The sequence below is a fragment of the Pantoea sp. DY-15 genome (genome assembly GCF_019795935.1).
GTDB lineage: Bacteria > Pseudomonadota > Gammaproteobacteria > Enterobacterales > Enterobacteriaceae > Pantoea > Pantoea leporis.
In genome coordinates this window covers 88,077-113,988 of sequence record NZ_JAIMIF010000002.1, presented here as the reverse complement: position 1 = coordinate 113,988, position 25,912 = coordinate 88,077, and the positions used below count along the sequence as shown (strand labels likewise).

Annotated in this window: 21 protein-coding genes; 10 read left to right on the top strand and 11 right to left on the bottom strand. The window is 55.5% G+C overall.

Going from position 1 to position 25,912, the window contains the following annotated elements:
• Entirely contained in the window at positions 1-762 is a 762-nt protein-coding gene (gene fetB, locus K5Y32_RS09195) for an iron export ABC transporter permease subunit FetB (RefSeq protein WP_222183090.1), read from the bottom strand.
• Positions 749-1,417, bottom strand: coding sequence for an iron ABC transporter ATP-binding protein FetA (fetA, locus tag K5Y32_RS09190; protein WP_222183088.1), 669 nt, complete (start codon positions 1,415-1,417; stop codon positions 749-751). The genes fetB and fetA overlap by 14 nt, the downstream gene beginning before the upstream one ends.
• A gap of 328 nt (positions 1,418-1,745) precedes the next feature.
• On the opposite strand from fetA, the gene eptA reads away from it, so the two are divergent.
• Positions 1,746-3,389, top strand: a complete 1,644-nt coding sequence (gene eptA, locus K5Y32_RS09185) for a phosphoethanolamine transferase EptA (protein WP_222183086.1) — start codon at positions 1,746-1,748, stop codon at positions 3,387-3,389.
• A 33-nt stretch (positions 3,390-3,422) separates the two neighbouring features.
• Here eptA and K5Y32_RS09180 read toward each other — a convergent pair whose 3' ends face one another.
• Positions 3,423-4,199, bottom strand: a complete 777-nt coding sequence (locus K5Y32_RS09180; protein WP_222183084.1) for an ABC transporter ATP-binding protein — start codon at positions 4,197-4,199, stop codon at positions 3,423-3,425.
• 194 nt (positions 4,200-4,393) lie between these two features.
• Between K5Y32_RS09180 and K5Y32_RS09175 the strand changes: the two genes are divergently transcribed.
• The 3 genes from K5Y32_RS09175 (at position 4,394) to K5Y32_RS09165 (ending at position 7,657) form a co-directional block, all read left to right on the top strand.
• Entirely contained in the window at positions 4,394-5,467 is a 1,074-nt protein-coding gene (locus K5Y32_RS09175) for an ABC transporter substrate-binding protein (protein ID WP_222183083.1), read from the top strand.
• Between the two features lie 10 nt (positions 5,468-5,477).
• On the top strand, positions 5,478-6,485 hold the full coding sequence (locus tag K5Y32_RS09170) for an ABC transporter permease (protein WP_222183081.1): 1,008 nt from the start codon (positions 5,478-5,480) through the stop codon (positions 6,483-6,485).
• A 122-nt stretch (positions 6,486-6,607) separates the two neighbouring features.
• Complete coding sequence (locus K5Y32_RS09165; RefSeq protein WP_222183079.1) at positions 6,608-7,657, top strand: PLP-dependent cysteine synthase family protein; 1,050 nt, start codon at positions 6,608-6,610, stop codon at positions 7,655-7,657.
• 66 nt (positions 7,658-7,723) lie between these two features.
• Here K5Y32_RS09165 and K5Y32_RS09160 read toward each other — a convergent pair whose 3' ends face one another.
• Positions 7,724-8,782, bottom strand: coding sequence for an ABC transporter substrate-binding protein (locus K5Y32_RS09160; RefSeq protein WP_210080245.1), 1,059 nt, complete (start codon positions 8,780-8,782; stop codon positions 7,724-7,726).
• Positions 8,783-8,982: 200 nt separating this feature from the next.
• On the opposite strand from K5Y32_RS09160, the gene K5Y32_RS09155 reads away from it, so the two are divergent.
• Complete coding sequence (locus K5Y32_RS09155) at positions 8,983-10,131, top strand: acyl-CoA dehydrogenase family protein (protein WP_222183077.1); 1,149 nt, start codon at positions 8,983-8,985, stop codon at positions 10,129-10,131.
• Between the two features lie 120 nt (positions 10,132-10,251).
• Here K5Y32_RS09155 and fhuE read toward each other — a convergent pair whose 3' ends face one another.
• Complete coding sequence (fhuE, locus tag K5Y32_RS09150) at positions 10,252-12,447, bottom strand: ferric-rhodotorulic acid/ferric-coprogen receptor FhuE (RefSeq protein ID WP_222183075.1); 2,196 nt, start codon at positions 12,445-12,447, stop codon at positions 10,252-10,254.
• A 573-nt stretch (positions 12,448-13,020) separates the two neighbouring features.
• Between fhuE and K5Y32_RS09145 the strand changes: the two genes are divergently transcribed.
• A complete protein-coding gene (locus K5Y32_RS09145; protein ID WP_222184258.1) occupies positions 13,021-13,422 on the top strand; it encodes an H-NS family nucleoid-associated regulatory protein in 402 nt (133 codons plus the stop codon).
• 65 nt (positions 13,423-13,487) lie between these two features.
• Here K5Y32_RS09145 and K5Y32_RS09140 read toward each other — a convergent pair whose 3' ends face one another.
• The 4 genes from K5Y32_RS09140 to K5Y32_RS09125 all read right to left on the bottom strand — a co-directional run bounded on the left by K5Y32_RS09140 (position 13,488) and on the right by K5Y32_RS09125 (position 18,113).
• Positions 13,488-14,348: a 5'-methylthioadenosine/S-adenosylhomocysteine nucleosidase gene (locus K5Y32_RS09140; protein WP_222183073.1), complete on the bottom strand. Its 861-nt coding sequence runs from the start codon at positions 14,346-14,348 to the stop codon at positions 13,488-13,490.
• A 141-nt stretch (positions 14,349-14,489) separates the two neighbouring features.
• Positions 14,490-15,689 carry an aminotransferase class I/II-fold pyridoxal phosphate-dependent enzyme gene (locus tag K5Y32_RS09135; protein ID WP_222183072.1) on the bottom strand — a complete coding sequence of 400 codons (1,200 nt, stop codon included), beginning with the start codon at positions 15,687-15,689 and terminating at the stop codon, positions 14,490-14,492.
• An 18-nt stretch (positions 15,690-15,707) separates the two neighbouring features.
• Positions 15,708-17,009: an LLM class flavin-dependent oxidoreductase gene (locus K5Y32_RS09130; RefSeq protein WP_101761353.1), complete on the bottom strand. Its 1,302-nt coding sequence runs from the start codon at positions 17,007-17,009 to the stop codon at positions 15,708-15,710.
• 33 nt (positions 17,010-17,042) lie between these two features.
• Positions 17,043-18,113: an iron-containing alcohol dehydrogenase family protein gene (locus tag K5Y32_RS09125; RefSeq protein WP_222183070.1), complete on the bottom strand. Its 1,071-nt coding sequence runs from the start codon at positions 18,111-18,113 to the stop codon at positions 17,043-17,045.
• Between the two features lie 287 nt (positions 18,114-18,400).
• On the opposite strand from K5Y32_RS09125, the gene K5Y32_RS09120 reads away from it, so the two are divergent.
• From K5Y32_RS09120 to K5Y32_RS09110, 3 genes are read left to right on the top strand one after another with little or no spacing between them, the layout of a single operon-like run.
• Complete coding sequence (locus tag K5Y32_RS09120; RefSeq protein ID WP_101761773.1) at positions 18,401-18,946, top strand: GNAT family N-acetyltransferase; 546 nt, start codon at positions 18,401-18,403, stop codon at positions 18,944-18,946.
• Positions 18,943-20,085 (top strand): amidohydrolase, encoded by a 1,143-nt coding sequence (locus K5Y32_RS09115; RefSeq protein ID WP_222183068.1) that lies wholly within the window; start codon positions 18,943-18,945, stop codon positions 20,083-20,085. The genes K5Y32_RS09120 and K5Y32_RS09115 overlap by 4 nt, the downstream gene beginning before the upstream one ends.
• A complete protein-coding gene (locus K5Y32_RS09110; RefSeq protein WP_222183066.1) occupies positions 20,085-21,398 on the top strand; it encodes an MmgE/PrpD family protein in 1,314 nt (437 codons plus the stop codon). The genes K5Y32_RS09115 and K5Y32_RS09110 overlap by 1 nt, the downstream gene beginning before the upstream one ends.
• Here K5Y32_RS09110 and K5Y32_RS09105 read toward each other — a convergent pair.
• Both K5Y32_RS09105 and K5Y32_RS24880 read right to left on the bottom strand, forming a co-directional pair.
• Positions 21,395-21,619: a hypothetical protein gene (locus K5Y32_RS09105; RefSeq protein WP_007890034.1), complete on the bottom strand. Its 225-nt coding sequence runs from the start codon at positions 21,617-21,619 to the stop codon at positions 21,395-21,397. The two genes, K5Y32_RS09110 and K5Y32_RS09105, sit on opposite strands and share 4 nt — an antisense overlap.
• 114 nt (positions 21,620-21,733) lie before the next feature.
• Positions 21,734-21,859 (bottom strand): hypothetical protein, encoded by a 126-nt coding sequence (locus K5Y32_RS24880; protein ID WP_008103156.1) that lies wholly within the window; start codon positions 21,857-21,859, stop codon positions 21,734-21,736.
• A 329-nt stretch (positions 21,860-22,188) separates the two neighbouring features.
• Between K5Y32_RS24880 and K5Y32_RS09100 the strand changes: the two genes are divergently transcribed.
• The gene (locus K5Y32_RS09100) at positions 22,189-25,899 is read left to right on the top strand and encodes an FAD-dependent oxidoreductase (RefSeq protein WP_222183064.1); all 3,711 of its coding nucleotides are present in this window, start codon (positions 22,189-22,191) and stop codon (positions 25,897-25,899) included.
• Positions 25,900-25,912: the final 13 nt, after the last annotated feature.

The window sequence follows — 25,912 nt, the reverse complement described above, 5'->3', positions numbered from 1 at the left end:
TCAGAACTTCAGCTGCGCTCGCGCGGTATACAGACGACGATAGGCCAAATAGGCGGCGATGATAGTCGATAAACTCGCCGTGCCAATCAGCATAAAGGTCACCATAATCTGGTATTTAATCGCTTTGACCGGATCGATACCGGCAAAAATCAGCCCTGACATCATGCCCGGCAAGCTCACCAGACCCACGGTTTTGGCGCCATCAACGGTGGGAATCATCGCCGCGCGAATACTGTCGCGAATAAAGCGCGCCGACGCCACTTTCACCGGTGCGCCCAGGCTCAGCATCTCCTGAATTTTTTGCCAGTTATCGCTAAAGCGTTGGTTGAGATTGCTGAAACAGAGTCCCACCGCCACCATCGCGTTGCCGGCGATCATCCCGGAGATCGGGATCACCTGCATTGGGATAAACTCGATAGCACCGCTAAGCAGCAGAATGGTCAACGTCAGCGTGGTGCCGGTGGTAATCGCCACAAACGAGATAACGAAACCATTGCTGACATTGAGGCTGCGCTTGCGCGCATTGAGCGCCGCATTGACGCAGATAAACAGCACCATCAGCACGGTGAGCCAGTCATTATTCAAGTCAAAGATCGACTTGAGCACATAGCCAACAATCACTAACTGAATAATGGCGCGGCACACGCTCCAGATAATGTCTTTGCTCATACAGAGCTTCTCTTTCTGGCTGATCAGCAGCGCAATCACCACCAGCAGCAGCGAGAGTAAGAGCGAGCTGTCAGTAATATTATGCTGGCTCATCGGCGCTTCCCTGCTCTGGTGCCTCAAGTTTCAGCACCTGTTTTGCCTCGCGAATCTCTTGCCCATCGTGGCTGATGCCGATTACGGCGAGATGCTTCTCGCGCACCAGCGAATCAATCAATGCGTTGATAATCACTTTATTCTCTTCATCCAATGCGCTGGTGACTTCATCCAGCAGCAGCACCTGCGGCAGGAATTGCAGGTTGCGCAGCAAGCCTACGCGTTGCTTTTCGCCGCCTGACAGCTGCTCAATTTTTTTATCGAGCATGTCAGCAGGCAAATGCACATCGGCAAGTGACGCGACCAGCTTGTCGCGCGACGGCTTATGCTGGCGGATGTGCCACGGCAGCGCCAGGTTGTCGTACACCGTGTCGCCGAACAGTTGCGGCGTCTGGAAACAATAGGAAACCTGCTGCCGATAATGTTCGGTTTTCAAGTTGGCGATATTCTGGTTCTCAAACAGAATCTGCCCGCCGCTCGGCTCAAGAAGCGAGGCGAGAATCTTCAGCAAAGTGCTTTTACCGCTGCCCGAAGGACCGGTCAGCAACAGCCTTTCACCGGCATTGAGTTGCAACGAAACGGGCGCCAGCAGCGTGCGCCCCTGCAGTGAAAAGGTTACGCCCTGCACATCCAGCAAGGGAAAATCGGAGGTCATAATGTGGTTTCCTGAAAAATACCGGCGAAAGTATAAGGCCGCAGAATTGAATCGTGAAAGGTAAAAAAGGTTGCTGCACAAATAAACCGCGAGCTGTGATGAATTCCTCTCGCGCTAAGGTTCACTTAATCTTCAGCAATGAAAATGTCCTCAACAAAACAGGAGATTTTTAATGCAATCGATGCCATCCCGACCATTCAGTGAATATCTGGCTATTGCGGTAAGTGTGTTTACCGTAGTGAGTTTTATCATCGTCTGGTTCTAAACTAAGGTTCACTTAACCTTCATTGCTTAAGCTGGCGCCATCTTCACTATTACGGATGGACCAATGACGTTTTCGCTGCGCAAAAGACCGACGCTAAGTCGGCTGACCCTTATTTCGCTATTTTCCATTTATATTGCGGTGTTCCTGAATATTGCCTTTTATCGACAGGTAATTGCAGCGATGCCGCTCGATACGCTGCGCACGATATTCGTCTTCGTCTCGATGCCGCTGGTGGCTTTTAGCGTGATCAACATTATTGCTACGATCGCCTCTTTTGTCTGGCTCGACCGGCTTATTCTTGCGCTGTTCGTATTGGTGGCGGCTGCTGCGCAATATTTCATCTGGACCTTCGGCATTGTTATTGATCGATCGATGATCGTGAATATTCTGGATACTACGCCGTATGAATCCTTTGCTTTATTGTCGCCGAAGTTAATTATTACGTTGGGTGGCAGCGGCCTGCTTGCTGCCCTTTTGGTGTTCTGGATTCGGGTTAAACACAACGAACCGCTGTGGAAAAACATCGCCAAACGCGCCGTGTCGATTGCGGTGTCGGTAATCTGTATCGCCTTAGTGGCGACGTTTTTTTATAAGGATTACGCCTCACTGTTTCGTAATCAAAAAGAACTGATTAAATCGCTCAGCCCGTCGAATTCGATTGTGGCGACACTTTCCTGGTATAACCACAGCCGCACCGCCAATTTACCGCTGGTGAAAATTGGCTTAGATGCCAAACAAAAACCGCAGATGCTGGCGGGCGCAAAGCGCAATCTGACGATTTTGGTGGTGGGCGAAACTACGCGCGCGGTGAATTTCCAGCTCAATGGTTATGCCCGCGAAACCACGCCGTTGCTGGCGAAAGATAACGTCTCTTATTTCCCCAATACGCAATCCTGCGGTACCGCTACTGCGGTCTCGTTGCCATGCATGTTCTCGAATATGCCGCGCGCGCATTATGACGACCAGCTTGCTGAACATCAGGAAGGCATGCTCGATATTATCCAACGCGCCGGCGTGCAGGTTTTATGGAATGACAATGACGGCGGCTGTAAAGGTGCCTGCGACCGCGTACCCCATCAGGATATGACCAGCCTGAATCTGCCGAATATGTGTCACGATGGGGAGTGTTATGACGAGGTATTATTTCACGGTATCGAGGACTATATTAAAAACCTTAAAGGCAACGGCCTGATCGTACTGCATACCATTGGCAGTCACGGCCCAACCTATTACAACCGTTATCCGCCGCAGTTTAAAAAATTCACGCCGACCTGCAATACCAATCAAATTCAGGATTGTTCGCAACAGCAGCTGGTGAATACCTACGACAACACCATTCTGTATATCGATTACATTGTCGATAAGGCGATCAATGTATTGAAGGCGCATCAGGATCAATACACCACCAGCCTGGTGTATTTATCGGATCACGGTGAGTCGTTGGGGGAGAATGGCGCTTATTTGCACGGTATGCCGTATGCGATTGCACCGGATGTGCAGAAACATGTGCCGATGCTGATTTGGCTGTCACCAGATTACCAGCAGCGTTATGGCGTCAGTAAACGCTGTGTCGATAAACAAGCGGCGCATCAGGGTTATTCGCAGGATAATCTGTTCTCCACCCTGCTGGGATTGACGGGGATTCAGACCAGCGAGTATCAACCTGCGGATGATATTTTGGCCGGTTGCCGGATCGTGCAGGGGTAAATGCCAGAAGGTCGCCATTCATGGCGACCAACATCACGCTGCCACCCGATCCGCCCCCAACAAATCCAATATCCTGCTGCGCAGCGCCACCAGCTGCGGATCATCGCGACGGCGCGGCCACGGCAGATCCACTTCGATCACATCCACCACTTTCGCCGGTCTTGGGCTGAATACCACCACGCGATTCGCCATTACCAGCGCTTCCTCCACGTCGTGCGTCACCATCAGCGTGGTGAACTGCTGCTCCTGCCACAGGTCGACAATCTCCTGCTGCATCCGCAACCGCGTCAGGGAATCGAGCTTGCCGAGCGGTTCATCGAGGATCAGCAAACGCGGCACGTTAACCAGCGCGCGAGCCAGCGCTGCACGCTGCGCCATACCGCCCGAAAGCTGATGTGGCCACGCGCGAGCAAACTGCCTGAGGCCGACGCGATCCAGCATCGCGTTAATACGCTGTTCGCGAATGGGGCGACTTTCCCCACGAATCTGCAAACCGAGGCCGACGTTGTCATAGACGGTGCGCCACGGATAGAGCGTGGGATCCTGAAACACCACCACGCGCGACGGATCGGGCGCGGTAATCGCTTTACCCTCCTCCGCCAGTAACCCGCTGGCTGGCGGTTCGAGCCCGGCCAGCAAACGCAGCAGCGTCGATTTGCCGCAGCCGGACGGCCCCAGCAGCGCGACAAATTCACCGGCCTCTACCTGCAAATTAATATTCTCCAGCACCGGTAAATCTTCGCCTTCTAAGGTGAAGTGATGATTCACCTTCTCAATCGCAATATTAACGCCCGCCGAAGTGGTAGCCATATTTTCGCTCCTGCTTGATTTGCTAAGAAATAAAGCATAAGCCTCGCCTTTCCCACATCGAAATAGCCATTTCGGCAAACCTATCCGCAAATATTCATAATGAAAAACTGCATGATGTCATGCGGGATTGTTATTTGGTCGCGCTAATTGCCTTTGCCATAGTGCCTGTGAACTTTATCTACAAGGAAGACAGGATGGCATTGCAACAATTCTCTCTGAGCCGCCGCGCGTTATTACGCGGGCTGTGTCTCTTTAGTGCCGGCATGGCGGTGAATCCGTTGCTGAGCAGCAACGTGTTTGCCGACGAAAAATCCCTCAAAACCATCAAGCTGGCCTGGGGGCAAACCGCAGTATGTCAGTCACCGATTTCGGTGGCGCTGAAGCAAGGCTTCTTTAAAAAGTACGGCTTGAATGTTGAGCCGGTGAACTTCAGCGGCCCCACCGATGCGCTGTTACAGGCGATTGCCACCGGCCAGGCCGATGGCGGCATCGGCATGGCGCTGCGCTGGCTGAAACCGCTGGAGCAGGGTTTTGATGTGGATCTCACGGTCGGCACGCACGGCGGCTGCATGCGTTTACTCGCGCCGCAAAATAGCGGCATCCGCGATGTGAAAGATTTGGTGGGCAAATCGGTGGCGGTCAGCGATCAAGCCAGCCCGATTCGCAACTTCTTCGCCATTCAGCTGGCGAAACAGGGCATCGATCCCGATAAGCAGGTCAACTGGCTGCAATATCCGCCCGACCTGTTTGGCGAAGCGCTGCGCAAAGGCGAAGTGCAGGCGCTGGCTACCGACGATCCACAGGGCTGGCTGCTGAAGAAGCAGCACAACCTGGTGGAAGTCGATAACAACCTGAAAGGCGAATACGCCAACCTCACCTGCTGCGTGCTGGGCCTGCGCGGCTCGCTGGTACGTGACGATCCCGCCACCGCGCGTGCTATCACTCAGGCGATTGTCGATGCGCAGCAGTGGACCGCCGAACATCCGGACGAGACGGCGAAAATCTTCCAGCCGTTTGTGCCCGGCTCCGTCGCGGTGGAGGATATCGCCGCGATGCTGAAAGAGCACACTCATAGTCATCACTCCACCGGCGTGCAGCTGCGCAAAGAGGTGGCGGTTTATATCGATGAGCTAAAAAAAATCAACGTGATCCGCCCGGATACCGATGCGCAGCGCTTCGCCGAACACTATGTGCCGGAGCTGTTGCCGGCGGAATCCGCCCATCAGCATGCCAGTAACATGGCGCACATGAGCAACATGTCGAGTTAAGGAAACGAGAATGGCCAGTGAAACCCTGACGATTGCCCGCAACCGTGATGTGCCGCGCCGCCTTCAACCGGCTATTTGGGGTGCGCTCCTGCTGTGGTGGGCGCTGGTCGCGCTGATGGTGGCGGTTCCAGATAAGCCGCAGGGTTTTGCCGCCCCGCGCTTTGTCAATGAAACGCACGAGCTGTTTGCCGCCATCGCGCTGCTTCTCACCGGGCTGGCGATTGCCTCGGGTCTGTTCCCGCGACTGACCTTACTTGCGCCGCTCAAACGCAGCGGTCCGTGGCTGATGGTACTGGCGCTGCTGATTGGCCTGTGGGAAACCGTTACTGGCAAACTGACGCTGCTGCCTGCGCCGTTTTTCGCCCCGCCGCGTGCGCTGGTCGAAGCCTACGCCACCGATTGGCCGCGCCTGCTGGATAGCGTGCTCAATTCGCTGCGTCTGCTGGCCTTCGGCTTTATCTACGGCAGCGTGGTCGGCTTTATTACCGGCGTAGCGATTGGCTGGTCGCGCGGCTTGGGTTATTGGGTGCATCCGATTCTGCGCTTCCTTGGCCCGGTGCCTTCTACCGCGCTGCTGCCGCTGTCGCTCTACTTCTTCCCGTCAAGCTTCTCTGCGGCGGTATTTCTGATTGCGCTGGCGACCTGGTTCCCGGTGACGGTGCTAACCTGGTCGGGCGTTTCCAGCGTTGATACGCGTTATTACGATGTGGCGCGCACGCTCGGTGCCAATTCGCTGTTCCTCGTGTTGCGCGTGGCGGTGCCGGCAGCGCTGCCGCACTTGTTTGTCGGCCTGTTTATGGGTTTGGGCGCGTCGTTCTCGGTGCTGGTGGCGGCGGAGATGATGGGCGTGAAGTCCGGGCTCGGCTGGTATCTGCAGTGGGCGCAAGGCTGGGCGGCTTACGCCAATATGTACGCCGCGCTGATTGTGATGGCGCTGCTGTTCTCTTCGCTGATCTCCCTGCTGTTCCTGGTGCGCGATCGCCTGTTGTCATGGCAGCGCAGCGCGGTGAAATGGTAACGACATACATTGCGTAATGAATTGCGCCGATCCGGTATGTGCACCCATCCGTAGCGGCGCGGTGAAATGGTCATTCGTAGGGTCGCCATTCATGGCGACCGCCCCCACAGATGAGGTCGATTATGGCTGCAAAAATCTCTGCTTCTATCACTGAACTGATTGGTAACACGCCGCTGCTGCGCCTGTCTCGCTACGCACAGCAACACGATATTCAGGCCGATTTGGTCGCCAAACTCGAACTGTTTAATCCCAATCACAGCGTGAAAGATCGCATCGCCCTCAGCATGATTGAAGCCGCCGAACGCAACGGCATTATTCAACCCGGCGATACGCTGGTTGAAACCACCAGCGGCAACACCGGCATTGGGTTAGCGGCGATTGCGGCGGCGAAAGGCTATAAGTTCCGCGTCTATATCAATGATTTCGTTAGCATCGAACGCAGCCAGATTATTCAGGCGTACGGTGCCGAAGTGGTGCCGTTCAGCACCATTGAAGGGTTCAAAGCGTTTTACGATGCCAGCAACGGCGATTTCGTCGCCGCCACCAAATGGCTGGCCGAGCAGGTCACCGCAGCGGAACCGGAAGTGCACTTCCTGCTGCAGCTGGATAATCCGGCCAATCCGGCGGTGCATGAGCGCACCACCGGGCCGGAGATCTGGCGCGACAGCGGCGGCGAGCTGGATATCTTTATCGCCGCCGTCGGCACCGGCGGCACGCTCTCCGGCACCGGACGCTATCTCAAACAGCAGCATCCGGGATTAAAGGTGATCGCCGTGGAGCCGGGCGTGGGTTCACAGCCGAGCGAACTGCGTCCGGATCCACTGGAAATTACCGGCGTGCATGCGTTCAGCAACCAGACGCCTGAGCGTATTCCTGCCAATCTCGATCACCGCGTTTACGATGAAGTGATCGCGGTGGAAACCTGGCAGGCGTATAAAGCGGCGCGGCAGCTGGCGCTGAGCGAAGGTGTGCTGGTAGGGGATTCGTCCGGGGCAGTGTTGTGGGCGGCCCAACAGGTTGCAGCGCGACCGGAGAACCGTGGCAAGCGCATTGTGGTGTTGCTGGCTGATGGCGGCAACAGTTATTTAACCACCCAGCTGTTCGCGCATCAGGTACCAGCCGAATCGCTGAAGCTGGCGAGCGCCGTGCAAACCTCCAGGAAAATCGCCTGAAAATAATGCGCGATAAATCGCACCGCTACAGAATCCTGCATGTATTCGTAGCGGCGCGATTTCAATTTAAACCAGCACGTTGCTGGTAATCCCCTTAGCAAACAATAGCGGATCGGTTTCCGGTCGTAACACGTTGATTGCCTTTAAATCACGCGCATACACGTCGATCTCATTCACAAACGCGTTCCCCACCGAATAGTGTCCGTGCGTATGGGTTTTCAGCACGCTGGCGATCTCCTGCGGCGTGGTGTTGAGCGCCTGGCCGTTAAATTCGCTGCCAATCGCTTCCGGGTGTTTGGCCGCATAAGCATGCGCCTGCAAAATCGCGTGGGTGATCGCTGCCGCCACTTCCGGCTGTTCGCGAATCAAACTGCCGCGCGTGCCCACCACACAGCAGCTCAGTCTGGCGTACTCGTCCATTAAGTTGGTGCCAATCTCGCGGTAGCCTGGCTTCTGGGTTAAGCGCCACATCACCGGATCGGAACCGCTGGCGGCCTGAATCTCGCCCTTCTCCAGCACCATCGGCAGCAAATCCTGCGGGAACACGCGCCAGTCGACATCGGTATTGGGATCGACGCCGTGCTTTTTCAGCATCAGCGAGAAGAAGTTTTTATCCGCGCCCGCCATGTCGGTGACACCAATGGTTTTGCCTTTTAGCTGCTCCAGCGTGGTCGGCCCGCCATCGCGCGCCAGCAGGCGCATACAGCCGCCGTGCGTGCCGGCGGTGAGTTTCACATCAAAGCCCTGCTCCAGCGCTTTCAGCCAGCGCAGCGCCATACCAATGGCGGCTTCGGCTTTGCCGGTGGCGATGGATTCCAGCAGCAGTTCGGTGGAGTTGCCGAAGTTAACGAACTCCACTTCCAGGTTGTGCGCTTTAAAGAAGTTATGCTGATCGGCCACCACTACCGGCGCGAGGCAGATGGCGTTGAGATTCACCGCCAGACGCACGTGCGTCGGCTTCGCCAGCGCCCATTTTCCGGGGCCATCTTGCAGTAAATCGCCGGGCATCTGCATGCCCGCCATATGATCGTCGGCAAACACGCGGCCCGGTAACGTTGCCGCCATCGCCGCGGCGGCGGAATATCCCAGAAAATGCCGACGGGAAACTAAATAATTATTTGGCATTAAATGACTCCCAAAAATAAATGCAGGTGAAGGTGTTGACCATAATTAATGGCTCGCGCAGAAACAGCCATTGCAAATTAACACTTCCACCGGCGGCAGAATTATGCCGATTCCGCATGTATATAGCCGGTTTATTGCTTTTACAGCGGTGGCAGAACAGGAAACAATTAAGCCTGATTTAATAAGGGGATTAATAACGCATGGCAAATAACCTGCCCTTTCTGGCTGAAATATTGCCGGTGATTATTCAGGCCTTAGAAAAAGACGCTGAAGAAGTTGATCGCAGCGGCGAATTTCCCAAAACCGCTTTTAGCGTGTTGCGGCAGCATGGCTTGCTGCACTTTGTATTGCCGACGGCGTCGGGCGGCAGCGGCGGCGATCTGCTGGCAAGCCAGGCGATTATCCAGGCCGTGGCGCGCGGCGAACCTTCTGCAGCGCTGATTCTCATCATGCAGTATCTCAACACGCGTCGCCTCGACGACAGCTCAAACTGGCCAGACGCGGTGCGCCGCAAGGTGGCGGAGAGCGTGATTCGCGACGGTGCGCTGATTAACGCGCTGCGCGTCGAACCCGAATTAGGCACGCCCGCGCGCGGCGGATTGCCCGCTACCCGCGCACGCCGCACCGCTGAAGGCTGGCGCATCAGCGGCGAGAAGATTTACTCCACCGGCAGCTATGGACTGAGCTGGTTTCTGGTGTGGGCCAGCAGCGACGATGCCGATCCGCTGGTCGGCGGCTATCTGGTGCCGGCCAACGCGCCCGGCATCCACATTATTGATGAGTGGGATCACCTCGGCATGCGCGGCACCTGTAGCCATCGTGTGGTGCTGGACGAGGTGCTGATCCCGCTCGATCACGCGGTCAACGTCGCGCCGTGGAGCACGCAGCGACCCGGCCTCAACGAAGAGGAATCGCTGTGGATGGCGGTGCTGCTCGGTTCGTTGTACGACGCCATTGCGCATAGCGCACGCGACTGGTTTATCGCCTTTTTGCAGCAGCGCGTGCCGGCCAATCTTGGCGCACCGCTGGCATCATTGCCACGCTTCCAGGAGCTGGTTGGCCGCATCGATACGCTGCTGTTTACTAATCAAACCCTGCTGAGCAGCGCTGCGCACGGCCACGTCGCCAGCGGACATGCCGCGCAAATCAAACAGGTGGTGACCGAAAACGCCATTCGCAGTGTGCAGCTGATGGTGGAAAGCATCGGCAATCACGCGCTGATGCGCCAGCACCCGTTACAACGTCACCTGCGTAACGTGCTGTGCGGCCGGATTCATACGCCGCAGGACGACGCCATTTTCACTTCAGTGGGCAAATCCGCCCTTTCTGCTGAGAGGAGTACATCATGACGCTGGAATTTATTGGTCTGAAGGGTAATCTGAAGAAATGCGGGCTGCCATAAAAGGCCAGCTTAAGGTGATTTGACGGGGTTATTATTGGGTGCGCATGACACGCACCCTAAATTTTGATTAAAAACGATACGTCGCCGAAACAGAGAAATTACGTGGATCGCCGTACACGATGCCGCCGTTGCTGACATTGGTGTCGTACTCTTTGTCGAACAGGTTGTTGATGTTCGCCTGCAGCGAGACGTTTTTGGTGACGTCGTAGCGTGCGAACAAATCCACCACCGAGTAGCTGCCCTGACGTGCGCGCCAGGTGCCTTCGCCGTCTGGACCGCCAATGTCGCCGTAGGTTTTCGACTGCCAGGTCACGCCACCACCCAGGGTCAACTGATCCAGCATCGGCAAGCGATAGCTGGTGAAGAGGTTGAATGAGGTGCGCGGCAGCTGAGAATTGTAATTCTCGCCTTCGCGATCTTCCGCCACATAGCTGGTACCGCCGAAGGTCATCTGCCAGTTATCGGTTACCGCACCGTTGACTTCAAACTCTACGCCACGGCTCACTACGCCACTTTTACCCACATAGATGGCATTACCCGTTTCCGGGTTGGTTTGTCCGGTCGCTTCGCCAACGTTATCCAGTTCGGTGCGGAATACGGAGATCGAGGTAGTCAGGCGGCTGTTAAACCAGTCTGATTTCACGCCCGCTTCGTAGTTTTTGCCAATCACCGGCGCCAGGAACGCACCTGAGGCATCCTGATAATCCTGCGGCTGGAATACCGAGGTGTAGCTGGCATACGCCGACCAGTTGTCGTAGAAGTCCCAAATCACACCACCGTACGGCGTGATGTTGTTCTTCTCCATCTCCTCGCTCAGCGTCTGACGATTCCAGTTGGTATAACGCGCGCCGAGAATCACATGCAGCGGATCGGCCAGCGAGATGCGGGTTGCCAGATAAGCAGATTTCTGACGCACCAGCTGTGTATCTGAAGCCGGTTCGCGCGGATCCCAGTTAGATTCCGGGAAATCGCCGTTGTAATTATTGAAGTTACCCAGTTCTGCGGATGAGATGTTCTCCCACGAGCTGTAGTACTTATTGTCCTGACGACTGTAGTTAACGCCAATCATCAGCTCATGCTGACGTCCCAACAATTCGTATGGGCCGCTGGCGAAGGCATCCACCGCATCCACTTTACGTTTGCCGGTGTTATAGCCGGTGCCGCCGATAACCGGATAGCCGGCGTAAGAGGAAGAGCCCGCGCCGGTGGTTTTATCAAAGAAGCCATCGATATACAGCTGTTTGCTGTCGAGGAACATTTCGTTATGCGTGCCGTTAAGCGTGATGTTCCAGCCGTTATCGAAGTTTTGCTGCAGGTTAACAAAGACCTTTTTGTTTTCTTTGTTGTTGTAAGCCCAGTCTGGCGCGGTGTTGTAACCACGACGCGCTTTGATCTGAGAACCGTCGGTATACCAGCGCGGGGAACCGCTCCACATTGGCGAGTCGGTGTTGACCTGCGTGAATTCGTAACCAACCGACAATTTGGTGGAATCGGTCAGATCAGCGTCAACCACGCCGTAGACGAACTTTTTGTCTGCGCCGTAGCGTTCGATAAAGCTGTTTTTGTCTTCATAGCCCGCGACCAGGCGACCACGCACGTTCCCTTCAGGCGACAGCGGTGCAGAGAGATCGGCAACGTAACGCTGCTTGTTCCAGCTGCCGTAGCTGGCGGAAACATCGCCGGTGAACTCTTTGCTATCGGCGTGCTTGCGCACCATGTTGATGGAGGCGGAGGGATTGCCCGGGCCAGTCAGCAAGCCGGTGGCACCGCGCACCACTTCGACGCGCTCATACAGCGCCATGTCGCTCTGCGCATCGCCAAGGTTCCAGCGTGAGGCGAAGGCGGTGGGAATACCGTCGACCATATAGTTGTCGATCAGGAAACCGCGCGAATAGTAGTTGGTGCGATCCATATCGGAAGAGACGCCGTGGATGCCGGTGGTGTTCTTCAGCACATCGTTCAACGATTGCAGCTGCTGGTCTTCCATACGCTGCTTGCTGACGATCGAAACTGATTGCGGAATATCGCGCGCGGTGAGCGCCATTTTGGTACCGGCACGCGTCACCGGTACGCTGTAATCCTGTGCCGCCTGCTCTTGCTGATCCGCGCTAGCGCTGGCATCAACGTTCAGCGTCTGTTCGGTGTTGGTGGTCTCTGCTGCCTGCGCGATACCCGACGCAACCATCATAGCCAGTAAAGAGAGACGCAACGCACGCTGAGGCGAATTACCGGGTTTCCTGACGCGCAAATCACTGAAAGACATACAATTCCTCAATCAACTTTTCGTTATTTTTTTGCGGCACCGCTGCTGACGTCTGAAAGAGGAACGACAGTAAGGAAGCCGTTAAGAAAGCAAATGAGAAATATACGCATTAAGGTTTTCAATGCAAGAAATTGTTACTGGTTTACTGACACTTTTACACTTGATGAAAAACCCTATTCTTCAACGAGTAATAGTTGATAAGCGTTATTTTCAGGAAGGTTTATGAAGGGATTTTTGGCAACTATGTGAAATTGTACAGATTCCAGCACGCATATGATTTTCAGGTGCGCATGAATGCGCACCCTACGAAAACCTGTAGAGTGGCCATTTATGGCGACCTTCATACATGCCGCATTAAAACGCAGAATAAATCACCCACTATTATTCTCATTACTCTCCCGCGTTACGTGAATAACCTAAACAGCTTAAGAAAACGTCACGAAATATAAGGAAACTTCTGATCAAGCGGATATTTTACAGACAATTCTGCCCACGTCTGATTATTTTAATTTGGCAAAAAATCTCGTAGAATACGCGGCTTCAAACTTTCAAATTTATAATAAGGATTTATTCATGAGCGATGCACTCAAAGCATTGAACAATCTTCGTACGCTGCGTGCCGAGGCGCGTAATATTGAAGTCGCAGCATTAGAAGAGATGCTGGAAAAATTCGCCGTGGTCGTCGCAGAGCGCCGTGAAGAAGCGGAAGCAGAAACTGCAGCTCAGCGCGAAAAAGAAGAAAAGCTGGCACTGTATAAAGAGATGTTGTTGAAAGACGGCATTGATATTAGTGACCTGGCGCAATTAAACACCCAGGAAAGCAAACCTAAGTCGAAACGCGCTCCGCGTCCTGCGAAGTATAAGTTCATCGACGAACAGGGTAACGAAAAATTGTGGACCGGCCAGGGCCGTACGCCGTCACCGATTAAAGCCGCAATGGAAGCTGGCGGTTCAATGGATGATTTCCTGATTTAATCGGCAACACGCTGTACAGCACGTGAACAGTAAAAACGCAGCACAGGTGCTGCGTTTTATCATTATTACTTCTGCGCGTTAATCTGTTTGATATACGCTTTTAAAACGTCGTAAACATAATCCTGGCAAGCGATACCGGTTTGCGCATCATACTTACCGTCATTGGTGATGTTGTTAGATAACACGCGAATACCGATAAACGGGATATTAAACAGCGATGAAATCTGTGCAGCCGACGCGGTTTCCATCTCCTCGACGGAGGTGTTGAAGTTCTCATGGAAGAAGCGAATACGATCCAACTCGCTATTCCACACATCCGCCGATCCGATCACGCCTTCCACCACTTTGCCTTTGGTGTAGGCCGGCATCGCCTGCTCGGCCGCTTTCATCAAGAGTGGATCGGCAGCAAACTGGCGGATGCTGTGAGCATTTTTATCTTCACCTGCGCTGCCTTTCGAGGCCAGCAAATCCATCGGTTTCCACTCAACGGAATTACTGCCTGCACCTTGTAACTTATGCGGGGTTTTAAACGCGCCGAGGTTTACCGAATATTTGCCCACCACGATGTCATAGACATGTAATGCCGGATCGTGACCGCCCGCAGTGCCCTGATTAATGATGGCTTTGGGTTTGAATTCTACCGCCGCAACTGAGGTGGCCGCCGCAACATTCGACATGCCTTTCAATGTTTCAGAAACAATCACCGGATAACCGTCAACCGTGCCCTGCCAGAAACGCCATTCGCCAATCTGGCGCTCTTTAGAATTTTCCAGTTTGGCGGCAAAATGCTCCGCTTCAACCGGCATCGCGCCCTGAATAATGATCGGCGCTTGGGAAGTTTCTGTATTCGCCATGGCGTGCAGCGGCGCGAAAATAGCCAGACCGCTGATCAAAGCGGTATTCAGATTCAAAGATAATTTAGACATGAAATAATAACCGGAAATAATGAAAAAAGGCATTATGCGGGATGAATGGCGTGTTGGAAAGTTGTTAATTCATTGATGAAGTTATGGCGATAAGACGTCAGATAATTCCCAGGAAATATCTGACGTCTTTTAATAGCAAGCTTATTTTAGAACCGTGCAGGCTTGCGCAATTCTGCGGCCCGCTTCACGCACCGTTGCAATATCGGTGGCAATCGACAAGCGGAAATAAGGCGATAAACCGTACGCGCTGCCCGCCACGCCAGAGACACCGCTTTCCAGCAGATAATTCATCACATCCTGCTCGCTTTCGATCTTATGACCATCGGGACGCGTTTTACCTAATAAACCGGCGCAGCGACAGAAAATAAAGAACGCGCCATCAGGATTAAGCACGTCAATTTCCTGCACCGGCTTTAACAGCGCCATAATCTCATCGCGGCGATCCTGATAAGCCTTGCGTTGCGGCGGCAGGAAGTCGAGTCCACCGTTATACGCCGCCACCGCCGCAGCCTGGCTGATCGCGCTGGCACCGGAGCTGTTTTGCGACTGCACCACCACCATCGCGTCGATCAACGCTTTAGGCCCGGCACCGAAACCGATGCGCCAGCCGGTCATGGCGTAGGTTTTCGACACGCCGCCCACCAGCAGAATACGGTCGGCTAAATCCGGCGCAACGTGCAGCAGGCTAATATGTTCACGTCCATCAAACAGAATATGTTCGTAGAGTTCATCCAGCATGATCAGCACATCAGGATGATCGCGCAGCACCGTCGCCAGCGCGGTCAGCTCATCTGCGCTGTACACCATGCCAGAAGGATTGCCGGGATTGTTCAGCACCAGCCAGCGGGTTTTGGCGGTGATCGCCTGCGCCAGCTGCTGCGGCTGCAACTTGTACTCCTGCTCCAGCGGACACGCCAGCAGCACCGCTTCGCCGCCGTTGAAACGCACGCTATCCGGGAACGTCGGCCAGTAAGGCACCGGCACAATCACCTCATCGCCCTCATTCAGCGTGGCGGCAAAGGCGTTGAAGATAATCTGCTTGGCACCGTTGGCGATGCAAATCTGCGCCAGCTCATAATCGAGCTGATTTTCATTTTTCAGCTTAGCCAGCACCGCTTTGCGCAGCGGCGTGGTGCCATTGGTCGGCGTGTAGCGCGTCTCACCGGCTTCCATTGCCGCCACCGCCGCCTGACGAATATGTGCGGGCGTATCAAAATCCGGCTCACCGGTGGTGAGATCGAGAATATCCACGCCCTGCTCTTTCAGCTGGCGCGTCAGTTGACGCGCCGCCGCATTGGCAGAGAGCGACACGGACTGCACACGCTTTGATAAGGTGACCATGTTGAGCTCCTGAAGGGGTTAGACCACCGGCAAGCCGAGGTTTTCACGCAGCGTGGCGAACTCGTAATCGTCACGGAACAGGCCGCGACGGCGCAGTTCAGGGATCACCAGCTCAACAAACAGATCCAGCTGCTCGGACATGATCGCCGGCATAATATTGAAACCATCCGCGCCGCCCTCGTTCATCCACAGCTCGAAATCGTCAGCGATATCTTCGGCGGTACCGACAATCACGCGATGTCCGCGTGAACCAGCAGCCACCGCCGCCAGCTCGCGCAGCGTCAGATTTTCGCGCTTCGCCATATCGGTCATCAGTTTAACGCGGCTCTGGTTGCCCTCGCCCAGCGGCACTTCTGGCACCGGACCATCCAGCGGGAACTGGCTGAGATCCATGCTGAAACGCAGCGACAGCTGACGCAGACCGTTTTCGATGTCCACCAGCGTGTTGAGCTCTTTCCACAGTGCTTTGGCCTCTTCACGCGTGCGGCCCACAATCGGCATCACGCCCGGCATAATCACCACATGATCCGGATTACGACCAGCGGCAATGACCTGATCTTTCTGCGAACGGTAGAAGGTTTGCGCTTCTTCGAGGCTGGCAGCCGCGGTGAAGATCACTTCCGCGGTTTCCGCCGCCAGTTTCTGACCATCGGCGGAGGAACCGGCTTCGATGATCACCGGACGACCCTGCGGCGAACGGGTGATATTTAGCGGACCCTGCACCTGGAAGTGCTCGCCTTCATGGTTAATCGGCTGGATTTTTTCATCAACAAAGTACGCACCGGTCTCTTTGTTCGGCTGTACCGCGCCCTCTTCCCACCCGGCCCACAGTTTGTCGGCCACTTCGAGGAATTCGCGCGCACGCGCATAACGCTCGGCATGGTTTGGCATATCGTTGCGGCTAAAGTTGCGCGCTACATCGGTAGAGAACGAAGTCACCACGTTCCATGCCGCGCGACCACGGCTGATGTGATCCAGCGAGGAGAAGCTGCGCGCCATGGTGAATGGATCGCTGAAGGTGGTAGACGCCGTTGCCGCCAGACCGATGCGTTTGGTATTCACCGCCAGCGCCGACAGCATGGTCAGCGGCTCAAGGCGCGCCATGGTCGAGGGCAGACGATACATGCTGGTGGCCAGCGCATCGCCTACGAAGAACAGATCGAATTTACCGGCTTCGGCTTTTTTGGCGATGGTGATCAGCCAGTCGATGTCAGTTGGATCGCCGAGCTTTTCCGTTAGACGCCAGCCGCTGACGTGTTGTCCTACCGGCTGCACGAAAAGGCCTAAACGGATGCGGCGTTGTTGTTTTGAGTTAGCCATTAATTTGTCCTGGTCAATAAAAAGTGGTGCGATTTAAAACCTGCTCTCGGTCGCCAGCAGCGCCTGTTCCAGCGCATCGGCAGAGATGCGGAATGGCAGACGTTCGGCGCTGGCCGCCGGGAATTTAATCTGTTCTGCGATGGTGCGAATTGTCGCCGCGCGGTCACCGGTTAACGGCGCTAAGGTCAGCGGCATGTCGTACGCACGCAGCAGCGTCAGCAGATCGGCATCCGGCACGCCGTGATGCTCCATCAGCGATTGCACCAGCAGGCTGTAACCCACTTTCTCGCCGTGAAGCCATTGATGCAGTTCCGGCTGATGCGTCAGACGATTGTGAATGGCGTGAGCAAAACCTGGCGTCGGCAGCACATCGCGCACGCTGTTGGCTAAGCCGGCCAACACGATATTGGCATCGATGATTTTCACCAGCTCCGGCGTGACCTGCTGTTGCTGGTTAGCGGCTACCGCCGCCGGGCCCAGCTCGCGATAGAGCTCCAGCGCGCGTTTGGCGGTCATCACTTTGAGATCCAGCGCCAAATCGTTGGGATTGTTACGCTGATACGGATAGAACTCATAATATTTTGCCAGCGCATCAACGATGCCGGCCTTCAGGTAACGCACGTCGCTGCGCGCGATAATCTCGCTATCGACCAGCACCAAATCCGGCATTTTGCCCAGCGGCTGGCTGCGCACATGGCCGCCTTGCTGATTGTAAACAATCGCCACCGGCGACCAGGCAGCGCAGGTCGCGGCAACCGTGGCGAAGTTGATCACCTTGAGATTGGGCAGCTGGCTACCCACCGCTTTTGCCGCATCCAGCACGCGCCCGCCGCCAATCGCAAACAGCAGTTCAGCGCCCTGCTGCTCGACATTGTGCTTCAGGGTTTCAATCGCTTCATCGGTGCATTCACCGGTCAGATACTCTATTTCCCAGAGAATATTATTGGCTTCAAGGCTCTGGGTTAATTCCGGATTAACGGCCTGCCAGGCGCGGGGAGAAGTAAAGATGCGAATATGGGAAGCGTAAGGTTTGATAAATTCACCGGCGCGCGCACGCAAACCGGATTCATGTGCATATGCACGCGGAGATTTGATCGCTAACACGGCGTCACCCTGATTAAGAATAAGGCTATAACGGATTAAATTAATATAATTCAGAGGGTTAATACAGAATAGTTATAGCGCTATGTATTTTCTGCATACTACGGTAAATAACGATTTAAGCAATGCAAAAGGGGCGATTTCATTTTCACAAATTCGCATTAGCTTAGTTATTTTTCACATATAGCGGGGAATGGCTTTGCTGGTAATCTGATCTCTTTTGTATGAACGCCTGTTAGGTCGCCATTAATGGCGACCCTACAAAAGCGCATATTTTCCCGGGGATGTCTATGTCACTTGAATTTCGTCAGGTCAGAGAAGACGAGGTGGAAACCTATCAGGCGCTGATGCATGCCGCGTATGCACCCACGCTGGCGCTCGGCATTAAATTTGATGCCGCCACCGCCGACCTTGCCAAGACACTGCGTCATCTGCAGAGCCACGGTGTTTATGCCCTGTATGCCGATGATGTGATGGTCTCATCCGTTACCGTACGCTATCCGTGGGGACCGCTGCCCGGCCCTTTTGGCCTGCCGCATATCGGCTGGTTTGGCGCGCATCCCGATTATCCCGGCCAGCAATTTGGTCGTCAGGTGCAGGATCGTCTCGAGCAGGAGATCTTGCTGGGCCAGTTACGCGCGCCTGCGGTGTCGCTCGGCACCGCCACCAGCCATCCGTGGCTGATCGAGATGTACAAAAAGCGCGGTTTCCAGCTGATGCACACCACCGATCTCGGCAAAGGGCATATCACGCAATATATGAAGAAAGTACTGGATGAAAGCGCCCACGATGCGTGGTTAACACGCCAGGCGGCACAACAAGGAGTAAAAGCATGAGCCAATCTCTCGACACCTTAGGCGAACAGCTGATCGCTTTCCGCCATGAACTGCACCGTTTTCCCGAGCTCTCCAATCAAGAGTTTGAAACCACCGCACGAATTCGTCAGCAATTAGAGCAACACCAGATTCGCGTGCTGGATCTCCCGCTCAAAACCGGTTTAGTGGCGGAAATTGGGGCGGAAAGTGGCCCATTGATGGTGTTACGCTCCGATATTGACGCACTGCCGATTGAAGAGCAATCAGATGTGAGCTTCCGATCTGAACGTCCTGGCGTGATGCACGCCTGCGGCCACGACTTTCACAGTTCGGCGGCGCTGGGGGCAGCGATTCTGCTCAAACAGCAGGAAGATACGCTGCCAGGTCGCGTGCATATTCTGTTCCAGGCCGCTGAAGAGACCGGCCAGGGCGCGCCCGATGTGATCGCGACCGGCGCGCTGGATGACGCGGTGGCAATCTTCGGCATCCACAACGATCCGTCGCTGCCGCCAGGCGTGATTGGCAGCAAAGCCGGTCCGCTCACCGCCGCGGTCGATCGCTTTGATATCAGCATCACCGGCATGGGTAGCCACGCCGCCAAACCGCATCAGGGTAACGATCCGATTGTGATTGCCGCGCAAATTGTCTCGGCCGCACAAACGCTGATCAGCCGCAATGCGCCATCCGGCGATAACGCGGTGGTCTCGATCACCCAGATTCACAGCGGCAGCACCTGGAACGTGATTCCTGATAGCGCCTGGCTGGAAGGCACGGTGCGCTCCTTCTCGCAGGAAACGCGCGAGCGTCTGGAGCAGCGCTTCCGTGAAATCGTGCAAGGTATTGGCGCCGCTTTCGCCGCCGAGGTGAAATTCAACTGGCACGCGGGTCCGCCATCCGTAGTCAATGATGCGCATTGGGCGGATTTTGCCCTGCAGCAGGCCAGCGCCAGCGGCTTTGAGGCGCGCGTGGTGGAAGCCAGCCCAATCGGCGAAGACTTCGCGTTCTATCAGCAACAGCTGCCGGGCGCGTTTATGATGATTGGCACCGGCGAGCCTTATGCGCTGCACCACCCGGCGTTTCGCATCAATGATGATGTGCTGCTGCCGACGTCGCGCTATCTCGCCAATCTGGCGGTCGCAGCGCTGAAGAGCGTGAGCTGATGAGCCTGACTGCCGCGCTGGCTGAGCGCATTGTTCACAGCCAACCTGACGCCGCCGCACGTGATGCGGCGCGCGAAGGGGTGCGCGATTTCCTCGCCGTCAGCTGGCCGGTGCTGCAAGGTCAGGTGCCAGACAGCGGATTACCGGCGCTGCGCAGCGTATATGGCGACGGCAGCGCGCGAGCCAACGCGCTGCTGCTCGGATATGCCAGCCACGCGCTGGATTACGATGATTTCCATGCGGATTTTCGCGGGCATCCCAGCGTTGTGATTCTGCCTGCGCTCTTTGCCTGGCAGCAGTTGCAGCCCTCTGAGCTGGATCAGTTTCTTGATGCCTATGCGGTCGGCGTGGAGGTTGCCGGACGTTTAGGCCTCGCCGTCAGCCAGCAGCATTACGCTTTAGGTCATCACAATACCGCGACGCTTGGCACAGTTGCCGCTGCCGCCGCGCTGGCGCGTTTGCTGGCGTTAGATGTGGCTGCCACCGCGACGCTGCTCGGCATCGCCACCACGCAGGCCAGCGGCTTACGCGCGCAGTTTGGTTCGGCGGTAAAGCCGCTGCACGCCGGGTTTGCAGCTGAACGCGCGGTGAGCGCCGCACAGCTGACGCTGGCAGGCTTTGATGGCAAGCAGGATGGCGTGATTGACGCTTTCATCTCCGCCACCAGCAATGGCCAGGCGCAGCCGGAAACACTGATTGAGCACTGGGCGCAGCCGTGGCGCATCGTCGCGCCTGGGCTGGAATTCAAACCCTTCCCCACCTGCGCCGGTACGCACAGCGCCGCCGAAGCCACGCGCATTTTGCGCAATCAATGGCTGGCGAGCGGTAAATCACTGGAAAGTTTGCTGGAAAACATTAGCGAGATTAGCGTGGCGTTTCCGCCGGGCGGTGATATTGCGGCATCGGTGCGCGTGCCAACCAACGGCATCGAAGCGCGTTTCAGTCTGGAATATGTGATCGCCGCGATGCTGATGTATGGCGATTTGCGTTTGCAGGATTTTGCCGAAGGCGAGTTGAATCAAGAGGTGATGCCGCTGGCAGCAAAGGTGCGTCGTATGCCAGATGAAGGTGCGCCACCGGATGCGATTAACCCGGCGCTGCGTTTTCATCTGGTGACGATTACGCTACGCGATGGCTTGCAGTTGCAGCATCACCGCACACGTCAGCAATCGCTGGCCGATGCGGTGGATGTCGCAGGCAAGCTGCGCGCGGCACTGCAGCAGGAATCCTCGCTACGTCAGCAACAACTGCTGAACAGCAGCGAGTTGGCTAACAGCGCGCATCTGGCGCAGTTAACCCAGTTGCTCGCTTAAAGCGTTTCGACCGGCTCCAGCGCATCCTGAATGGCATCGGCCAGATTTGCGATCTCATTGGCAACCGCCTGCAAATCCCACGATGCCTTTGATCCGCTGGCAGAGGTTGAGGCGCTAACTGACTCTTTTGCCACCGCTAATGCCGCCGCAACCGCAACGGTGCGTTTATGCTGCTCAACCGTGACGCCAATCGGTGGCTGTGTGAAATAGTCGTTGACCATCGTATCTCTCCCTTAAGTGTTAAAAAAATAAATGAATCCTGGAGAGGTATTATGGGGGAATTACAGCAGAGTGCACTCTAAATAGTGAGCCGCCAGCGGCGGCTCGACCGATTTTCAGATTTTAGGTTGCTGATCTTCAGGGAATTCAGTATCGCGGGGTAAATCATCATCTTCGTCGGGTAATGTTTCATCATCACCTGGCAGTGGAATTACATCATCATCATCTGGACGTTCTGACATACGTACCTCCGTAAACCCGAATTGGGTTAATTAAAGTGTAGTAATGAAATAAATTAAACATCGCCCTTCTTTTCATTATGTGAGTTAAGCGTAAGAAATAGCGCAACAATAATATTTTTATTTCTTCATGCCGCTTCACTTAAATAAGCAAAACTCACGCTGGGCTTATTTTCTTTTCAGCTCAGCCATTTGCGCTAAGCCAAAGCGTGGTTATAATTTGAATTAGGTTCAACAGTCGATTTCCCTGGTTGCCTTAAATGGCGCCCCTATAACACGATTAACTTCTTTTATTTATTGCTATTTCCTGAATGTTATTCCGGGGGAACATCATGTCGCCATTTTCCAGCTTTTGGCAAGCCGGTTATGAGGGAGCGGATCATATCAATCCCTTCGGCGAACGGCTTTCAATGAATGCGTTGACCGACCATTTATCGCAATACCATAACGATTACGCCGCGCTGCAGCAGTTTGGCATTACCTCCGCCCGCGAAAGTATTGGCTGGCGACTGGCGGAAATGGAACCGCAAACCACGCTCGAAAGTTTAAAAAAACGCATGAATTCGGCGCGCTCCTTTGGCGTGCAAATTAACTGGACCTTTTGCCATTACGGCTGGCCGGATGACTTAACCTTATTTTCCAGCGAATTTGTGCCGCGCTTCGCCGCTTTTTGTCAGCGCATGGCGGGCTTCCTCGCGGAATATTATGAAGACGCACCCATTTATTCGCCGATGAATGAAATCTCGTTTTTGGCGTGGGGAATTTCTGTCGGCCTGTTTGGTAATAATGCCCATACCGATCCCGATGAGATTAAACGTCAATTGATTCGCGCCACGCTGGCGGGTTGCGCCGCCATTCGCCTTGCAGATCCGCGTGCGCGTTTCCTGCACTGCGACCCGATTATTCACGTGGTGCCGGATGAAGAGAGCGATGCGTGTCGGCAGCGCACCCGCGAGATCAACGCTTCGCAATATCAGGCGTGGGACATGATCGTCGGTTTGCGCGAGCCGGAACTCGGCGGCAAACCGCACTATCTCGATGTGGTTGGCGCCAATTATTACCACGGCAATCAGTGGCTCACCGGGTCCGGCTGCCGACTGGAATGGCATCTGGGCGATGCGCGCCGCGTGCCGCTGCATCCGCTGCTGGCCCAGTTAACTGAGCGTTACCAGCGCCCCATTTTGCTGGCGGAAACCAGCCACGTCGGCAGCGGACGCGCCGCCTGGATCGCCCAGGTGGCCGCCGATGTCGCGCAGGCACAGCTTAATGGCTGTGATATCCGCGGCATCTGTCTTTATCCGATTATCGATCGCCCACTTTGGGAAGATCTCGAACACTGGCCACGCAGCGGATTGTGGGATGTCGATCCTCACAAAAAGCGTCTGCTGAACCCGGTTTATGCCGCGTCATTACAGCAATCACAACGATTATTAGCCCGTTTTCAGGGTCTTATCACCGCGGCCAGCAGGCCAGAGGAAAGCGTCATGAAACAATCCGTATTAGTGGTATTCAGTCATTTACGTTGGGGATTTGTCTTTCAACGTCCACAGCATCTGTTATCGCGCCTCGCCCAGTTCCACCGCATTGTGTTTATTGAAGAGCCGATTTATCAGCCCGGTGAAGCCGCGTTACGCCAATATCAGCCCGCCCCAAACGTGACGGTGATCGAACCGCATACCGATGTGGCCGCGCCTGGCTTTCACGATAGCCAAATCGCCGTGCTGCAACCGCTGCTGGCTGAACTGCTTGCTGACGATGAAACGCCGCTGGTGTGGTTTTATACGCCGATGGCGCTGCCGCTGCTGGCCTGTTTTACACCGAGCGCGATTATCTATGACTGCATGGATGAGCTCTCCGCCTTTAATCAGGCGCCGCGTCAGCTTCAGCAGCGTGAATCGGCGCTGTTGAGCCGCGCCGATTTGGTGTTCACCGGCGGCACCAGCCTGTATGAAGCGAAGAAACATCGCCATCCGCAGGTTTTCTGCTGCCCAAGCAGCGTCGATGCGGGACATTTCGAACAGGCGCTGGACCGCACTAACAACCATCCGCTGCAGGAAAACCTGCCAAAGCCACGCCTCGGCTACTACGGCGTGATAGATGAGCGCCTCGATTTGACGCTGATTGCTGCGCTGGCGGATGCGCATCCCGACTGGCAGATCGTGATGGTCGGTCCGGTGGTGAAAATTGATGCCGCCAGCCTGCCCCAGCGCAGCAATCTGCACTGGTTCGGCCAGCAACCGTACGGCGCCTTGCCGCACTTTCTCGCCGGCTGGGATCTATGCCTGATGCCGTTCGCGCTCAATGCTTCGACGCGCTTTATCAGTCCTACCAAAGTGCTGGAGTACATGGCAGCGCAGCTGCCGATTGTCAGCACCGCGATTGCCGATGTGGCGCGACACTATGCCGATGTGGTGAGCATTGCCGACTCGCATCAGAGCTTTGTTCAGGCCTGTGAAGCGGCGCTCAGCATGCCGGTGGAAACCCGCTATCAATTGGCGAAAAACATGGCGGCACGCGTAGCGGAAACCTCGTGGGATCGCACTGCCGATGAGATGCAGGCGCATATCGTGGCGCTGACCCAACGTCAGATTTCCCATACTGAAGTAGCCGCCGCCCCTCCGCCCGCGCTGGCGCACAACACCGTTGCGTGCTTGATTTTGGGGGCCGGGCCTACTGGATTGAGCGCCGGGTATCACTATGGCGCGGGCGCAGTAGTGCTGGAGAAAAATGCCACCGTGGGCGGCTGGTGCCGTTCGGTCGAGGATCAGGGATTCACCTTCGATCACGCCGGCCACATTATGTTCTCCAACGATCCTTACGTGTTGCGCCTGTACGATATCCTGCTGGGCGACAATCAGCACTGGCAAACGCGTGAAGCCTGGGTTTACAGCCATGATGTTTACACTCGCTATCCGTTCCAGTCGGCGCTGCATGGTTTGCCTGCCGAAGTGATTGGCGAGTGTGTGTTAGGCGCGATTGAAGCGCGCTATGCGTCGCCTCCCGCTTTACAGGCGGTGGCCACCGAGGCGCGGCGTGATTGCTGCGCCGATGGCGCCATCCCGGATGGTGAAAGCCTGGTTTGTCAGCCGGAGAGCGAAGATTTCGAAAGCTTTATTTTCCGTACCTGGGGCAAAGGCATCGCCCGCCATTTCGCCCTGCCGTATAACCAGAAACTGTGGAAAACCCCGCTGGTGAATATGGAAACCTCATGGCTCGGCGGACGCGTGCCGCTGCCCGATTTGGAGCAGATCATCTCCGGCGCGCTGGCGCCGCTGGATAAGCCGGTCGGCCCCAATGCGCGCTTTGGCTATCCGCTGCGCGGCGGTTTTCAGGCGCTGATGGAGGGATTTCTGCCACAACTGGACTGCACGCTGGAGATGGAAGCGGGCGTCAGCGAAATTCAGCCGTTGCAACGGCGCGTGCTGTTAAGTGATGGCCGACAGTTTCATTATGACCAGATGATCAGCACCTTGCCGCTGCCAGAACTGGTGCGATTGATGGGCAGCTTTGCACCAGAAGCGGTGCAGAAAGCGGCGAAGCAGCTGCGTCATATCTCGGTGCGCTGCGTCAATCTGGGCATTGGCCGCGCCAATATCAGCGACAAACACTGGATTTACTATCCCGGCAACACGCTGTTCCACCGCATCTTTTTACAGGGCAACGCCAGCCCGCACTGCAATCCAGAAGGCGGTTTTGGCCTGACCTGCGAAATGACTTATCGCGACGATCAGCCGCTGCCCTGTGAAGGCGATGCGTTGATTGAACGCTGCATTGCGGATTGTATTCGGGTCGGCATCATCAATGCCGATGATGAAATCGTGACCGCCAGCGAAGTGGATATGCCGTACGCCTATGTGGTGTACGACCATCAACGCACCGCCAACGTCACGCTGATTCGCAGTTGGCTGGCGACGCAAGGCATCCATCTTTCCGGTCGCTACAGCGAGTGGGAATATTACAACTCGGACCACGCGTTCCTCGCCGGTAAACGTGCAGCGGAAACGGTGAAAGATTTGACCCATAACCGGAAAACCACGGCGTGAGATGAAAAAGCTA